This is a genomic window from Cellulomonas sp. Root137 (assembly GCF_001426725.1).
Taxonomy (GTDB): domain Bacteria; phylum Actinomycetota; class Actinomycetes; order Actinomycetales; family Cellulomonadaceae; genus Cellulomonas.
Window position 1 is genome coordinate 254,583 of record NZ_LMFG01000004.1, and the last position, 15,153, is coordinate 269,735.

Annotated in this window: 16 protein-coding genes; 9 read left to right on the forward strand and 7 right to left on the reverse strand. The window is 71.8% G+C overall.

All coding sequences use genetic code 11. The features are described from left to right. Positions 1–1,257, reverse strand: coding sequence for an exodeoxyribonuclease VII large subunit (gene xseA / locus ASD18_RS18730; RefSeq protein ID WP_056095912.1), 1,257 nt, complete (start codon positions 1,255–1,257; stop codon positions 1–3). A 165-nt stretch (positions 1,258–1,422) separates the two neighbouring features. Here xseA and ASD18_RS18735 point away from each other — a divergent pair, with 165 nt between their 5' ends. Beyond that, positions 1,423–2,481, forward strand: a complete 1,059-nt coding sequence (locus ASD18_RS18735) for a 4-hydroxy-3-methylbut-2-enyl diphosphate reductase (RefSeq protein WP_056095915.1) — start codon at positions 1,423–1,425, stop codon at positions 2,479–2,481. A gap of 7 nt (positions 2,482–2,488) precedes the next feature. Here the strand turns inward: ASD18_RS18735 and ASD18_RS18740 are convergent, their stop codons facing one another. Further along, positions 2,489–3,823 (reverse strand): DNA recombination protein RmuC, encoded by a 1,335-nt coding sequence (locus ASD18_RS18740; RefSeq protein WP_056095918.1) that lies wholly within the window; start codon positions 3,821–3,823, stop codon positions 2,489–2,491. Positions 3,824–3,901: 78 nt separating this feature from the next. Here ASD18_RS18740 and ASD18_RS18745 point away from each other — a divergent pair, with 78 nt between their 5' ends. The 6 genes from ASD18_RS18745 (at position 3,902) to ASD18_RS18765 (ending at position 9,666) form a co-directional block, all read left to right on the forward strand. Continuing rightward, entirely contained in the window at positions 3,902–4,669 is a 768-nt protein-coding gene (locus ASD18_RS18745) for an ABC transporter ATP-binding protein (RefSeq protein ID WP_056095921.1), read from the forward strand. Then, on the forward strand, positions 4,645–6,204 hold the full coding sequence (locus ASD18_RS18750; protein ID WP_056095924.1) for a hypothetical protein: 1,560 nt from the start codon (positions 4,645–4,647) through the stop codon (positions 6,202–6,204). The genes ASD18_RS18745 and ASD18_RS18750 overlap by 25 nt, the downstream gene beginning before the upstream one ends. A gap of 27 nt (positions 6,205–6,231) precedes the next feature. Beyond that, positions 6,232–7,305: a redox-regulated ATPase YchF gene (ychF, locus tag ASD18_RS18755; protein WP_056095927.1), complete on the forward strand. Its 1,074-nt coding sequence runs from the start codon at positions 6,232–6,234 to the stop codon at positions 7,303–7,305. Positions 7,306–7,585: 280 nt separating this feature from the next. Further along, positions 7,586–7,864: a pentapeptide repeat-containing protein gene (locus tag ASD18_RS21875; protein WP_235522482.1), complete on the forward strand. Its 279-nt coding sequence runs from the start codon at positions 7,586–7,588 to the stop codon at positions 7,862–7,864. A gap of 235 nt (positions 7,865–8,099) precedes the next feature. Further along, positions 8,100–8,528, forward strand: a complete 429-nt coding sequence (locus ASD18_RS18760; RefSeq protein ID WP_056095930.1) for a hypothetical protein — start codon at positions 8,100–8,102, stop codon at positions 8,526–8,528. Between the two features lie 202 nt (positions 8,529–8,730). Beyond that, positions 8,731–9,666 (forward strand): sugar phosphate isomerase/epimerase, encoded by a 936-nt coding sequence (locus ASD18_RS18765; protein ID WP_162251768.1) that lies wholly within the window; start codon positions 8,731–8,733, stop codon positions 9,664–9,666. A 9-nt stretch (positions 9,667–9,675) separates the two neighbouring features. On the opposite strand, the gene ASD18_RS18770 is transcribed toward ASD18_RS18765, so the two are convergent. From ASD18_RS18770 to ASD18_RS18785, 4 genes are all read right to left on the reverse strand, one after another. After that, positions 9,676–10,134: an SRPBCC family protein gene (locus tag ASD18_RS18770; RefSeq protein ID WP_056095936.1), complete on the reverse strand. Its 459-nt coding sequence runs from the start codon at positions 10,132–10,134 to the stop codon at positions 9,676–9,678. A gap of 6 nt (positions 10,135–10,140) precedes the next feature. Beyond that, positions 10,141–10,875: a hemerythrin domain-containing protein gene (locus tag ASD18_RS18775; RefSeq protein ID WP_156388095.1), complete on the reverse strand. Its 735-nt coding sequence runs from the start codon at positions 10,873–10,875 to the stop codon at positions 10,141–10,143. A 120-nt stretch (positions 10,876–10,995) separates the two neighbouring features. Next, positions 10,996–11,535: an ATP-binding protein gene (locus ASD18_RS18780; protein ID WP_056095942.1), complete on the reverse strand. Its 540-nt coding sequence runs from the start codon at positions 11,533–11,535 to the stop codon at positions 10,996–10,998. After that, positions 11,532–12,839, reverse strand: a complete 1,308-nt coding sequence (locus ASD18_RS18785) for a lactate 2-monooxygenase (protein WP_056096476.1) — start codon at positions 12,837–12,839, stop codon at positions 11,532–11,534. Before ASD18_RS18785 ends, ASD18_RS18780 begins: the two co-directional genes overlap by 4 nt. A 67-nt stretch (positions 12,840–12,906) precedes the next feature. Between ASD18_RS18785 and ASD18_RS18790 the strand changes: the two genes are divergently transcribed. Together ASD18_RS18790 and ASD18_RS18795 are read left to right on the forward strand one after the other, a co-directional pair. Further along, on the forward strand, positions 12,907–13,680 hold the full coding sequence (locus ASD18_RS18790; protein ID WP_056095945.1) for a VOC family protein: 774 nt from the start codon (positions 12,907–12,909) through the stop codon (positions 13,678–13,680). A gap of 43 nt (positions 13,681–13,723) precedes the next feature. Then, a complete protein-coding gene (locus ASD18_RS18795; protein WP_056095947.1) occupies positions 13,724–14,446 on the forward strand; it encodes a bifunctional 2-polyprenyl-6-hydroxyphenol methylase/3-demethylubiquinol 3-O-methyltransferase UbiG in 723 nt (240 codons plus the stop codon). Between the two features lie 42 nt (positions 14,447–14,488). On the opposite strand, the gene ASD18_RS18800 is transcribed toward ASD18_RS18795, so the two are convergent. Further along, the gene (locus ASD18_RS18800; protein WP_056095950.1) at positions 14,489–14,977 is read right to left on the reverse strand and encodes a hypothetical protein; all 489 of its coding nucleotides are present in this window, start codon (positions 14,975–14,977) and stop codon (positions 14,489–14,491) included. Positions 14,978–15,153 lie beyond the last annotated feature (176 nt).

The following is a 15,153-nucleotide window of genomic DNA, read 5'->3' on the forward strand; positions in this document are numbered from 1 at the left end:
TCAGGGACTGACGACCTGGGCGGCGAGCTCTCCGCGGGCGACGCGGATGCGCAGCGGGTCGTCCACCTCCACGTCCGCGGGGTCGCGCACCACGTGCCCGTCGGCCCGGCGCACCACGGCGTACCCGCGGTCGAGCGTGGCCGCCGGCGAGAGCGCGCGCACCTGGGCTGCGAGCCCGGCGACCTCGGCCCGGCCGTGCACGAGCGCGGTGTGCAGGGAGCGCCGAGCGCTCTCCCGCAGGGCGACGACCCGGTGCTCGTGCACGTCGACCAGCGTGGTCGGGTTGGCCAGCACCGGCCGGCTGCGCCAGTGGTCGAGGCCGGTCTGCTCCCGGGTCAGCCGCATGGTGAGCGCGGCGCGCGCGCGGAGCCGGGCCTGCGACACGCGTGCGCGCTCCTCGCTGACGTCCGGCACGATCCGCTTGGCGGCATCGGTCGGCGTGGACGCGCGGAAGTCGGCGACGAGGTCCAGCAGCGGCGTGTCCAGGTGGTGGCCGATCGCGCTGACCAGCGGGGTCCGGCACGCCGCCGCCACGCGCACCAGCGACTCGTTGCTGAACGGCAGCAGGTCCTCGAACGAGCCGCCGCCGCGCGCGACCACGATCACGTCGACGCGCGGGTCCCGGTCGAGCTCCGCGATGGCCGCGCTGACCTCGGGGACCGCGCGCGGACCCTGCACGGTCACGCGGCGGATCTCGAACTGCACCGCCGACCAGCGGGCGCGGGCGTTGGACACCACGTCGTGCTCGGCGTCCCCCTGCTGCGCGACGATCAGCCCCACCACCGTGGGCAGGAACGGCAGCGCGCGCTTGCGCGACGGCTCGAACAGCCCCTCGGCCCCGAGGATCCCCTTGAGGTGCTCGATCCGGGCCAGCAGCTCGCCCAGCCCGACCAGCCGGACGTCGTCCGCCGCGAACGTCAGCGTGCCCTTCTTGGCGTGGAACTGCGGCCGGGCGTGCACCACGAGGTGCGCGCCGTCGGCGAGCTTGTCCGCCAGCTTGTCGATGGCGAAGGCCGGAGCCGTCACCGACAGGGACATGTCGAGGTCGGTGTCCCGGAGCGTGAGGAAGTAGAGGGTGTTCCACTTCTTGAGGTTGAGCACCTGCCCCTCGACCCACACCGGCGGCATCTTCGCGATGTAGTCGGCGATCTTGGGCGCGAGGTGCCGGACCGGCCAGGGCCGGTCCGGGGTGGTGTCCGCGGCACGCAGCGGGGGCGGGCCGGCCGTCGCCGGGGTGCTCTGGGGGCCGGTGCTCACGCGCCCAGCCTGCCTCATCGCACCCACAGGCCCGGTCACGCCGGTCGCCACGGCCCCGTCGCGGGCGACCGCCGTGTGTCGACGCCGTGCGGGTCGGGTGCAGGTCACACCCGCAGGACGCCTCCTGGCAGGGGCCCTCGCGACCGGCCGATCTAGACTCGGACCGTGACCTCCCCGACCGTCTCCGCCACCGGCGCGCCCGGCACCGCGACCGCTCCCCGCAAGCGCGTCCTGCTGGCTGCCCCTCGCGGCTACTGCGCCGGCGTCGACCGCGCGGTCATCGCCGTCGAGAAGGCCCTCGAGCACTACGGCTCCCCGGTGTACGTGCGCAAGGAGATCGTGCACAACAAGTACGTCGTCGAGACGCTCGCGGCCCGCGGTGCGGTGTTCGTGAACGAGACCGACGAGGTGCCCGAGGGCGCGCGCGTGGTGTTCTCCGCACACGGCGTCTCCCCGGCCGTGCACGCGCAGGCGGCCGCGCGGAACCTGCAGACGATCGACGCCACCTGCCCCCTGGTCACCAAGGTGCACAAGGAGGCCGTGCGGTTCGCGTCCGAGGACTACGACATCCTGCTCATCGGCCACGACGGTCACGAGGAGGTCGAGGGCACCTACGGCGAGGCACCCGACCACATCCAGGTGGTGAACTCCCCGGACGCGGTCGCCGACGTGGTGGTCCGTGATCCCGACCGCCTCATCTGGATCTCGCAGACGACGCTCTCGGTCGACGAGACCATGGACACCGTCCGCCGCCTGCGCGAGCGGTTCCCGAACCTGCAGGACCCGCCCAGCGACGACATCTGTTACGCCACCCAGAACCGGCAGGTCGCGGTCAAGAAGCTGGCGCCCGAGTGCGACCTGGTCATCACCGTCGGTTCCGCGAACTCGTCGAACTCCGTGCGGCTGGTCGAGGTGGCCCTCGATGCCGGCGCTCGCACCTCCTACCGCGTGGACAAGGCGTCCGAGATCGACCTCGCCTGGCTCGACGGGGTCACGACCGTGGGTGTCACGTCCGGCGCCTCGGTCCCCGAGATCCTGGTCCGCGACGTCCTCTCGCTGCTCGCCGAGCACGGCTTCGGCGACGTCGAGGAGGTCCGCACCGCCACCGAGGACCTCATGTTCTCGCTGCCCCGCGAGCTCCGCGCGGACCTCAAGGCGGCCGGCAAGGCCCCCGTCACCCCGCGCCGCGACGGCCGCCGCTCCCTGGACGTCCAGCCCGCCTGACCGCGCGTCACGCCGTCGAGGCGTCCGTCGTCGGGAGCGCGGCCTCCGCGCGCAGCGCTCGCTCGTCGCGGTCCGCGCGGCCGTCGAACATGACGATCTGCTCCTCCGCCGACGCCACCAGCTCCGGCGCGCTGACCGCCGAGAGCTGCGGGTTCACCGGGTCGGGCGTCGGCAGGTCGGCGTCCACCACGTGCAGGTCCGCGAACCGCCGTGCGCTGACGAGCACGCGGGTCTCGAGCGAGGACACCGTCTGGTTGTACGCGCCGGCCGCCGAGTCGATGGCCCGCCCCAGCTTGGCCAGGTGCGATCCCATGGTGGCCAGCCGCCCGTGCAGCTCCTTGCCCAGCGACAGCACGGCCTGGGCGTTGCTGGCCAGCGCGTCCTGCCGCCACGCGTAGGACACCGTCCGCAGCAGGGCGAGCAGGGTGGTTGGCGTCGCGATGACGACGTTGCGCTCGAACGCGTACTCGATCAGCAGCGGATCCTGCTCGGCGGCCGCGTGCAGGAACGACTCGGCGGGCACGAACATCACGACGAACTCCGGCGCGGGGGCGAACTGGTCCCAGTAGCGCTTGGCGGACAGGTCGTCGACGTGGGCCCGGACGTGCCGGGCGTGCGCCGCCAGCCGCTCGGTCCGGACGCGCTCGTCGGTGGCCTGCGCGGCGTCGAGGAACCCGAGGAACGCGACCTTGGCGTCGACCACCACGTTCTTGCCGCCCGCGAGCTTGATCACCATGTCCGGCCGCAGCAGCCCGTCGTCGGTCCGTACCTGGTCCTGCTCCACGAAGTCGACGTGCGCGAGCATCCCCGCGGCCTCGACCACCCGCTTGAGCTGCAGCTCGCCCCACTTGCCGCGCACCTGCGACGACCGCAGTGCCGTGACCAGCTGTGCGGTCTCCCCGCGCAGGTGCTCGGAGGCCTGGTGCATCGCGCGCACCTGCTCCCCGAGGGCCGCGTGCCCTGCCGCGCGCGCCTGCTCGGCGGTCGACAGCTCGGCGCGCACCTGGTCGAGCGTGCGCGACAGCGGCTCGACCATGGCGCGCACGGCCTGCTCCCGCTGGGCCAGCTCCCCGACCTGCGTCTGGTGGTCGGCGGCGAACCGCTGGTGCGCGAGGGCGAGGAACTGGTCGCTGCTCGTCGCCAGCGCGTCGGCGGCCAACGACCGGAACTGGTCGGCCAGCCGGCCGGAGTCGGCAGCGGTCCGCCGCTCGGCCTCGAGCGTCGCCCGCGCCCGGGCGGCCTCGATGTCCGCCGCCCGAAGGCGGGCCGACGCGAACGTCCAGCCGACGAGCACGCCGACGACGGCACCGATCGCGAGTCCGAGCAGCAGTCCTGTGTCCATGCGAGCAGGCTGGCAGCACCCACTGACATCCGTCGGAAGGGGGAGGATCCGAGCCTCCGGCGCCACTACGGTGGTCCGATGTCGAACGCACCCGCCCTCGAGCTGCGCGGACTGTGGCGCAAGTTCGGGGACAAGATCGCCGTCGCCGGGATCGACCTCGTCGTCCCCGCCGGATCGTTCTACGGACTCGTCGGCCCCAACGGCGCGGGCAAGACGACCACGCTGTCGATGGCCACCGGCCTGCTGCAGCCCGACTTCGGCACCGTGCTGGTGCACGGGCAGGACCTGTGGGCGTCACCCGTCGAGGTCAAGGGCATGCTCGGTGTGCTCCCCGACGGCGTGCGCCTGTTCGACCGGCTCACCGGCGAGCAGCTGATCACGTACGCGGGGCTGCTCCAGGGCCTGGACCGCGAGACCGTCGCCGCGCGTGCGACCGACCTGCTGGCCGCGCTGGACCTGACCGCCGACGCCAAGAAGCTGGTCGTCGAGTACTCCGCGGGCATGACCAAGAAGGTGGCGCTGGCCTGCGCGCTCGTGCACGCCCCGCGGCTCCTCGTGCTCGACGAGCCGTTCGAGGCCGTCGACCCGGTGTCCGCCGCCAACATCCGCGACATCCTCGCCTCGTACGTCCGCTCGGGCGGCACGGTCATCGTGTCCTCGCACGTGATGGACCTGGTGCAGCGGATGTGCGACCACGTCGCGGTGATCGCCGCCGGTCACGTGCTGGCGGCCGGCACCGTCGACGAGGTCCGCGGCGACAGCAGCCTCGAGGACCGCTTCGTCGACCTCGTCGGCGGCCGGGTGAGCGGGGAGGGTCTCGCGTGGTTGCGCACCTCGTCCGCCTGAAGCTGACCCTGCTGCGCAACGGTCTGCGGCGCAGCGCGTGGCAGGTGGTCGGTCTCGTCGTCGCCGTCGTCTACGGCCTCGGAGCGCTGGCCGTCGTGGTCGCGTCGATGGCGGTGCTCAGCGTGCAGGAGCCGGACATCCGCGGGCTCGTCGTGGTGCTCGTCGGGTCCGTGCTGGTGCTCGGGTGGTGGCTGGTGCCCCTGCTCGCGTTCGGCCTGGACTCGACCCTCGACCCGGCGCGGTTCGTCACGTTCGCGATCCCGCAGCGGTCGTTGCTGACGGGGCTGGCGCTGGCCGGTCTGATCGGAATCCCCGGGGTGGTGAGCGCGGGCTCGGCGCTCGCGCTGGCGGGCGTGTGGTGGCGCACCCCGGCGGCCCTCGTCGCCGCCGTCGTCTGCTCGGTCATCGGGCTGGCCACCTGCGTCATCGGCGCGCGGGCGACCACCTCGGCGGCGTCCACGCTCGTCGCGAGCCGACGCTTCCGGGAGGTGATGGCGGGGGTCGCGGTGCTCCCGTTCATCGTCGTCGGACCGATCCTCGGCCGGTTGTCCGAGAGCTCGGCGTTCAGCGAGGCGACCGTCGAGCGGATCGCGGAGGTGCTGTCCTGGACCCCGCTCGGTGCAGCCTGGGCCGTCCCGGGCGACGTCGCCGACGGTCAGTGGGCGACGGCGGCTGCACGGTTCGGGATCGCCGTGGCGACGCTGGCGGTGGTGGTCGTCGTGTGGGACCGGGCCTTCGCCCACGCGCTCGTGAACCCCGCCCACGAGAAGGTCTCCACGCGGGGCCACGGTCTCGGTTGGTTCGACCGGCTCCCCGCGACCCCGCTCGGGGCCGTCACCGCACGCTGCCTCACCTACTGGGCGCGCGACCCCCGGTACGCCCTCGCCGTCGCGATCGTCCCGGTCCTCGCGATCGTCTTCTACGCGGTCCGTCCGGGCGGGGACCTGGTCCTGCTGATCGGCCCGATCGCGGGATACCTGATGGGCTGGGGCATCTCCGCCGACGTCGCGTACGACGGCACCGCCTTCTGGACGCACGTGGCGGCGCCCCTGCGCGGCAGCGCCGACCGGCTGGGCCGGGTCATCGCGGCGGGTGCCATCGCGGTGCCCGCGGTCCTCGTGCTCACGGTCGGGTCGGCGCTGCTGGCCGGGCAGCCGGGGGTCATCCCTGCCCTGCTCGGGCTCTCGCTCGGGGTGCTGCTGACGGCGCTCGGCGGGTCGAGCGTGCTGTCGGCGCTGGTCGTCTACCCGGTCCAGCTGCCGGGCGAGAACCCGTTCCAGACGAGGCAGGGCGCGTCCATGGCGACCGTCGTCTCCCAGTTCGCCGGCTGGCTCGCCGTCATGGCGCTGAGCCTGCCGGAGATCGTGCTCGGGGTGGTCGCGGTCCGCGGCGGATCCGAGGCGCTCGGCTGGGTGACCCTGGCCGTCGGGCTCGTGCTCGGGTCGGTGCTGCTCGCGCTGGGCGTCCGCATCGGCGGACGCACCCTCGACCGCACCGGACCGGACCTGCTGCGCAAGATCGTTGCGTTCGCCTGACGAGAGGCCCCCGTAGACTTCCCCCCCGTGGCACTCACCATCGGCATCGTCGGCCTGCCCAACGTCGGCAAGTCCACCCTCTTCAACGCGCTGACCCGCGCGCAGGTCCTCGCGGCGAACTACCCGTTCGCGACGATCGAGCCCAACGTCGGCGTCGTCCCGCTGCCGGACCCGCGGCTGAACACGCTCGCCGAGATCTTCGGCTCCGAGCGGATCCTCCCGGCGACCGTGTCGTTCGTGGACATCGCGGGCATCGTCAAGGGCGCCAGCGAGGGGGAGGGTCTGGGCAACAAGTTCCTGGCCAACATCCGCGAGGCCGACGCCATCTGCCAGGTCACGCGCGTGTTCGCCGACCCGGACGTCGTGCACGTCTCGGGCGACGTGAACCCCAAGGACGACATCGAGATCATCGCCACCGAGCTGATCCTCGCCGACCTGCAGACCCTCGAGAAGGCGATCCCGCGCCTCGAGAAGGACGTCCGCGCCAAGAAGGCGGACGCCGGTCTGCTCGCCGCGGCCCAGGAGGCGTTCGCGATCCTCGAGAAGGGTCAGACGCTCTCGCAGAGCGGCAAGAAGATCGAGCACCTCGACGAGCTGCAGCTCATGACGAGCAAGCCGTTCATCTACGTCTTCAACACCGACGACGCCGGCCTGGCCGACACCGCGATGCAGGACGAGCTCCGCGCGCTCGTCGCCCCCGCCGACGCGATCTTCCTCGACGCCAAGTTCGAGTCCGAGCTGGTCGAGCTGGAGCCCGACGAGGCCCGCGAGATGCTCGCCGACAACGGCCAGGAGGAGGCCGGCCTGGACCAGCTGGCCCGCGTCGGCTTCCACACGCTCGGCCTGCAGTCGTACCTGACCGCCGGCCCCAAGGAGTCCCGCGCCTGGACGATCCACCAGGGCTGGACCGCCCCGCAGGCCGCCGGCGTGATCCACACGGACTTCCAGAAGGGCTTCATCAAGGCCGAGGTCATCTCGTTCGACGACCTCGTCGACGCCGGGTCCGTCGCCGCCGCGCGCGCCGCCGGCAAGGCCCGCATCGAGGGCAAGGACTACGTGATGGCCGACGGCGACGTGGTGGAGTTCAGGTTCAACGTCTAGCTTCTGTCGATTTCTAGCCGAAGCGCGTGTCTGATCGGGCCGCCATCCACGCCGCAGCGCGGGAATGGCCCAGGCTGGCTCGCGCGGCTCGGTCGGACTTCTCCACACCTGTGATTCAGACGCGCCTTCGGTTTGTGTCCGCGAGTACTCTCCCGGCATGAATGCGAAGGGTCCGGGCGAGAAGGGCGACCGTAGTGCGCTAGCAGGCGCCAGCTATGGCACGACGGTCCGCCGGTTTGATTTTTCCAAGGCGGCGTTGTCCTCGGTGTCCGGGCCGAAAATGCTGCGGCTTGACCGATGTACGTTCGCGGGAGCCGACCTGCGTCACGCCACTCTCGACGGATGGCACTTCACGTTGTGCGATCTGACCGGTGTGAGCTTCCGGGGAGCGTCCCTACGAGGAGCGTGGTTCGCTGGGTGCGACCTGAGTGGGGCGGACTTGCGCGATACGGACCTGACAGATGTGCAGTTCGGGTCCGTGGGAGTCGGTGACGGCGCGATCGACACACGGCTTGACCGCGTTCTTTGCGACCCCGGCGTTGAGTTGACCTTGTCCTAGTTCCCTTCTGGCGCCCAGTCCTGGTGGCCCGAAATTGCGCGTCACCGCATGGTGTTGGTCGGTGACATGCGCGGTGGAGTTCCGCTTCAACGTCTGACGCCGTCCCGAAACCCTGCGCGCCGAGCGGGTGAACCTCTGTCAGTTGTCCCGGTGCGCCCCGGTTCGGGCGGGCGACTTCCCTCCGGCGCCGCACCGACCCGACCTGCGGTGCCGAGGGCGCCGTACGCTCGCAGACATGAACCAGGCCGAGGATCTCGCCAGTGTGGAACGTCTGTACGCAACGCTCGACACGAGCGCGCTCCTGGCGCTCCTGCCGTTGATCGACACGCTCTCGGAGCGGGTACGACAGGAGATCGAGCGCATCGGCGGGCCCGTCACGTCCATCTCGGAGGCGCAGAAGCACGCCGCCCTGTTCGAGTCCGTCACGGCGGGTCTCGCGGGCCTCGCGAACCAGTGGCCGGGCAGCGACGCCTTCCAGGAGATGCAGGCGCAGGTGGACGCCGACAAGGCCAAGCTCCAGGCCCGAGCCGACTCGGCCCGCGCGTTCGAGGCCGAGGCCTTGGACAGGACATTCGTGTACTCGATCAACCTGCACCAGCGCCGGCAGCTCGCGATCTTCGAGCTCGAGCGGCGCGGCGTCCTGCCGACGTGGTTCAGCGCGTAGGTCGCTGGCGGGACGATCGCCGCGTCGACGGCAAGGACGACGTGATGGCCGACAGCGACGTGGTGGAGTTCCGCCTCAACGTCTGACCGCCTGCTCCCTCGCCAGATGCTCTCCCCTTCGGCGCGGGTTACCGTGCAAAGAGCTCGAACTCGATCCGGGCAACGAGGCCCGGTCGTGCCCTGGGGAGGCACCGATGGAAGCCATGTATCGATCCTGGGCCCGGACGCTGCGCGGCGTGATGGTCGCGACGTTGGTCGTTCTCGGCCTCGTCGTCGCTGGTGTCGGTACCGCGGCCGCAGCACCGCCGGACCGGCACGGCAGAGGGGTGCCGACGAGCAAGATCTCGGTCCAGCTCTGGACCTTCGCCGAGTACATCGGCTTCGGCACCGACGCCGCCACGATCGCCCGGACCGACGAGGTGCTCGGCCGCCTCGCGGACATGGGGTACCGCAACGTCGAGCCGTTCACCCTGAGCGGGATGACTGCGCAGCAGTACCGCGCGCTCCTCAACAAGTACCGGCTCAAGGCGTCCGCGCGGCACGTCGACGTGGGCACGCCCGAGAACCCGGCCGACATCGAGCAGATCCTGCGGGACAACCGGACCCTGGGCATCACGTACTTCGGTTCCGGGTCCACCCCGATCTTCCCGCCGGTGTACACCACCGAGGCCGAGTGGATCGCGTACGCCGAGTACCTCGACGGGCTCGGAGCCGTGGCGCGCAGGCACGGCCAGACGCTGATGGTGCACAACCACGACATCGAGTTCGAGACGGTCTTCGGCGGCCGGACGGTGTTCGACATCCTCATGGCGTACACCGAGCCGAAGAATGTCGTGTTGCAGCTCGACCTCTACTGGGCGACCAACGGCGGCGGTGTCGACAACCCGATCGCCGTGATCGAGCGGTACGGCAACCGGATCAAGCTGTTCCACGTGAAGGACATGGCGGCCGGTCCGTTCCCGGGTCGGATCGAGGTCGTCGGCGACGGGATCATCGACTTCCCGCCGATCTTCCGAGCCGCGGGTGGGAGCACGAAGTACTACGTCGTCGAGCACGACCCGCGGTTCGGCGACCCGACGTTCGACCCGTTCGAGGCGGCCCAGGAAGGCTTCGACTATCTCGACCGCGTGAGGTTCTGAGCAGGAGCGTCACGTCTGGCGAGTGCGAGCCCGGTCCTCCGCGTCGAGCACCCGGCGCAGGCCGGTGAAGTCGCGCAGCAGGATCCGCGCCAGCACGAACGTCGGCAGGAGCGCCACCAGCCGGAGCCAGTCGGCGACGTCGCCGCCGTAGTCGGCGTGGATCCGCGTGCCCCCGGCGTCGGGCGTGAGCGCGTACTCGACGCGGGAGTTCCACGGCGACGTCGAGTGCCAGACGACCCGCCGTTCGGGCTCGAGGACCTCGAGCACGTCGGTGAACCGGATCCGGAACGGCCCGATGCGGTCGACACCGGCCCACCGGTTCCCCACCTGCAGCGGACCGCTGTCCAGCGGGCGACGGGAGTCGACCGCGGGCGCGAACTCGGGCCACCGACCGGGATCGGCGAAGTACGGGTAGACGCGTGACGGCGGGTGATCGAGGTGCACGTCGAGGACCACGCGTCGCCACATCTGTCGTCACACCATCGAGGGCACGGGACGGTCCGGGTAGAGCTCCCTCATGGCGTTGTCGTACCTCCGCTTCATGAGGAGCGCGTACAGGAGCCGGATCGGGGCGGGCACGTTGGCGCGGACCCAGTCCTCCCGCTCGGCCTCGGGGACGCTCGCGATCAGCAGGCCGACCTGCAGCGACATGACGTCCTTCCCGAGCTCCTTGCGGTGCGCCATGAGGGTGGCGCGGGTGTGCTCCTCCATGAAGTCCCACTCCTGCTGGGACATCACCTCGCCCGCGACCGGGAGGATGTCGTCCTCCTCCTGCCCGAGGTGCGCCGACAGCAGGTCACGCAGACCCTCGATGTCGGTGGCGAAGGCATCGCGGAGGCCGGCGTCGGCGGTGGCGACCCAGGGCTCCAGCTGTGGCTCGATCCGCGCGAGCCGCACCGCGACCTCGGCGTGCTGCGCCCGCATCTGACCGACGTGCAACGAGCAGGCGGGCTCGCGCGCCTCCAGCCTGTCCCAGAGCACCATGTCCTCGGTCTCGTGGTGCATGTGCAGCGCGAAGAAGTCGAGGTAGGCGTAGCGGCCGACGATCGCCGAGCGTGCGGTGTCGCCGGGCCCGACCTCGCGCACCAGCTGGGGGAGCTCCCGGTACAGCCAGCGGAAGATCCGGTGAACGAGGATCATGCCCGACGTGTCGCAGCCGGGGTGCTGCCCCGCGGGCACCGGCCCGGGGGGAGGCAGTTTCTTGGCCATCCCGTCCTCCACCCGATCATCGACTTCGACATCGCGGCGCGAGCCGAACGTTACTCCCACCCCCCGGCGCGCCACATCACCCTCGACGCAGGCACGCGGCTGACGAGGACGTGGCCGAGCTCAGGTCACCACCGCAGGCCAGCGGTGCGTGCGCCACTCGTCCCACGTCGCGAACCCTGCGGGCGGGTCATCGAGTGGTTCGCTGCCGTCGACCTCGCCCGGCGTGGGGACGCTGATCGCGGCGGCCCACGTGGCGAGCTCCTGGTCCGACATGTGCCACGTGGTGTGCGGCTCGTCGGCGTGCCGCTGGTCGAGGCGTCGTCTCTGCTCGGCCGGTGTCAGCTCGAAGTAGCACAGCTCCACTGCCGCACCCCGGGCCGCTGCCGCGTGCCGAAGAGCGGAGCGCTCGTCCCGTGCCCAGAGGCCGAAGTCGAGGACGACGTCGATGCCGAGCGCGAGACCGCGCAGCGCGATGTCGATGAGCCGGCCCTCGATCACGTCGGAGGCCTCCGGCGGGTTCGCGAGCCCGTAGAGCGCCTTCACCCACTCGTCCTTGGTGAGTCGGAGCGCGCCCCTCTCCGCCTCGATCCGCCTCGCCTCGGTCGTCTTCCCCGTGCCAGGCAGCCCCACGGTCAGGAACAGGGTCGGTCGTCTCCTCACCGCGGAACCCGGTCCAGCAGGTCCGGCCCGATCTCGTCGACCGACCGCACCCCGGACAGCGCCATGGTCAGGTCGAGCTCGGCCCACAGGTGCTGCATCACGGCTCGGGCGCCTTCGGCGCCGGCGAGGGCCAGGCCGTAGACCCACGGCCGACCCACCAGGACGGCTCGCGCGCCCAGTGCGAGCGCAGTCACGACGTCCGCGCCGCTACGGATCCCGCTGTCGAAGAGCACGGGAACCCGCCCGTCGACCGCCCCCACCACCGCCGGGAGGGCGTCGAGCGAGGCGATCGCACCGTCGATCTGGCGCCCGCCGTGGTTGGACACGATGATCCCGTCGACCCCGTGGTCGAGCGCGAGGCGCGCGTCGTCGGCGTGCTGGATCCCCTTCAGCAGGAGCGGCAGCGACGTCCGTTCGCGCAGCCGGGCCAGGTCGTCCCAGGTGAGGGACGAGCGCGAGAACACGTCGAGGAACGTCTCGACGGCAGCTCGGGGGAAGGGGGAGCGCAGGTTGTCCCGCAGGCGGCCGGGGTAGTGGCCGGCCATCGAGTGCAGGGCGCGGACCGCGGAGGGGGTCGGACGCGGCGACGGCTCCTCGGTCGGTCGCGGTGCGGCCACGCGGGCCTCGACCAGGCGGCGGAACACGGGGTCGCTCGTGTACTGGGCGATGCCCTCGCCGCGCGCGAACGGCAGGTAGGCCAGATCGAGGTCACGGGTGCGCCAGCCGAGCACGTGCGTGTCGAGCGTGACGACGATCGCCTCGCTGCCGATGGCCTCGGCGCGGTGCACGAAGGAGTCGACGACGTCGTCGTCCTTGCTCCAGTACAGCTGGAACCAGCGCGGCGCGTCGCCGAGCGTGCCGGCGACGTCCTCCATCGGGACCGAGGCCTGCGACGAGATCACCATCGGCAGGCCCAGCGCCCGCGCCGCCCGCGCGACAGCATGGTCGGCGTCGGGGTGCGCGAGCTCGAGCACCCCGATCGGGGCGAACAGCAGCGGTGCGGGCAGCCGGCGGCCGAAGAGCTCGACCGACGCGTCCCGCTGCTCGACGTCGACGAGCATGCGGGGCACGATCCTGTGCCGGTCGAACGCGTCGAGGTTCGCCTGCGCGGTGCGCTGCCGGCCGGCGCTGCCGTTGACGTAGGCCCATGCGACGTCGGTCATCCGCCGCCGGGCGGCCGCCTCGAGCGCGGCGGGCTCGACCGGGACGACGGGCCGTCGCCCGTACACACCCGCGCGGTAGATGCGGGACTGGACCGTGCGGCCGACCGAGGGGAGTGTCCTGGGGGAAGCGTCGTCGCTCACGTCCTGCAGTCTGGCACCGGACGTCACCCGCTCGACCGGGGAACTGTCACGGTGGTTGCCTTGTCGCATGGGTGTGGTGGAGGAGCTGATGGCGATCGAGAGCGACCTCGCGCGGGGCCGCGGCGTCGCGTACGAGCGGGTGCTCCACGCGGACGCGCTGGTGGTCGTGCCCGGTGCGGTGCTGACCCGCGACGAGTGCGTGCGTGCCATGGACGCGTCGCCCGGGTGGGACGAGATCGAGCTCGGCGAGCCGCACCTGGTCGAGTCGAGGACGACCGCGACGGTGGTGTACCCGTTCGTCGGCAGGCGGAGGAGCACGACGTACCGCGCGACCCTCTCGTCGACCTACGCGCGGGACGACTCCGGACGGTGGCGGCTGCTGCTCCACCAGCAGACTCCGCAGGACGAGCCGACGCGCCACTCGCTGCCGGGTCCCACGCAGATCAACCTCGTCGTCGCCGACGTGGCCCGCGCCGGAGCGTTCTACCGGGACCTCGGCTGGGACGTCGTCGACCCCGTCGACCCGCACGCCGAGATCAGGTTCGAGGGGCTGAAGGTCGAGCTGGACGAGCGGTCGTCGGTGGCCTACTGGAACAGCGGCAACCCCGACGACGCCGCGGCGGCGACGGTCCTGTCGATCCATCTGGCGAGCCGCGACGAGGTCGACGCGGTGTGGACGCGGATGACCGGCCTCGGGTACGAGTCCCGGCAGCGGCCGTTCGACGCGTTCTTCGGATCCCGGTTCGCCGTCCTCGCGGACCCGGACGGCCATCAGATCGGGCTCCTGAGCCCCTGGTCCGACGAGCACCGGTTCGACCCGGCGGGGCCGGCGCCGCTCTGAAATCGACGTGACCGGCGGCCGCCGCGCACCTAGCGTCGCGCGCATGGCCGACGACGGATTCGAGGTCCCCCGCCTCGTGCAGCTGTACGACCCGCTCGACCCCGACCGCAGCGATCTCGAGGTCTACGCCGCGATCGTCGACGAGCTCGGGGCGCGCAGCGTGCTCGACGTCGGCTGCGGCACCGGCACGTTCGCACTGATGCTCGCGGCACGCGGGCTCGAGGTCGTCGGGGTCGACCCCGCGCGGGCGTCGCTGGACGTGGCGCGCCGGAAGCACGGAGCGGAGAGCATCCGGTGGCTGGAGGGCGACGCGACGACGTTGCCGCCGCTCGAGGTGGATCTGGCGACGATGACCGGCAACGTCGCTCAGGTGTTCGTGACCGACGGGGAGTGGGCGGCGACGCTCGCCGGCGTCCGCGGCGCGCTCGCGGACGGCGGCCACCTGGTGTTCGAGACCCGCATCCCGGCGCGCGAGGCGTGGCGGGAGTGGACGCGGGACGCGACCTACGAGTCGTCCGACGTCGACGGAGTGGGACGGGTGGAGACATGGGTCGACGTGACCGAGGTCGTCGGCGACCTGGTGACCTTCCGCGCGTCCTACGTCTTCGCGTCGGACGGCGCCGTCCTGACCTCCGACTCGACGCTGAGGTTCCGGGATCGCGAGACCGTCGAACGGTCGCTGGCAGAGGCCGGCTTCACGGTGGTCGACGTACGCGAGGCGCCGGACCGGCCCGGGCGAGAGATGGTCTTCGTCGCTCGCCGATGACGGCGGAGCGGGTCGCGACCCTCGCCGCGACCCGCTCGGGTCTCAGCTGACGGGGAACCCCGCGGTCGTGCACGCCGTGACGATCGTCCCGGACACGGTCGGGTAGTCGAGCGTCGCGGTGTTCGCGCCACCGGCCTCGGCTGCGTCGAGGGCGCCCTGCACCCGGTCCTGGATCGACGTGTAGGCGGCGGCCAGCTCGTCAGGGGACACCTTGATCGCGTCGGCCAGTGCCGAGGAGATCGAGGCCAGCTCCTCGGTCTGCTCCTCGTCGAGCGCGGTCCCCGCGTCCTGGGCCTCCATGACCGGGACGACCGCGACCACACGCGCGTTCAGCGAGCCCGCGCCGCCGTTGAAGAAGCGGCCGCACGCGAGCGCGGCGTTCGGCTCCACGGGGGCGGCCGAGCTCTCGGCCGGGGCCGACGACGACGACGACTCCGAGGACGTCGGGGCCGCATCCTCCCCGGCGTCGGAGCAGGCAGCGAGTGTGGTGACGGTCAGGACGGCGACGAGGAACGTGGCAACGCGCTTCACGGTGGATCTCCTTGCGGTGGTTCGACGAACGGGGCCGTGTGCGGCCCACCCCCTGGTTACCAGCCGGTAACAAAGTCGCCCCGCCGCTGTCCGTCACGCGGACGGCGAGGCTGCGCCCTCCCGAGCATTCGCCGCACGAATCCGCCCTGCAAGAGAAATCTGCGTGATCGACGCCA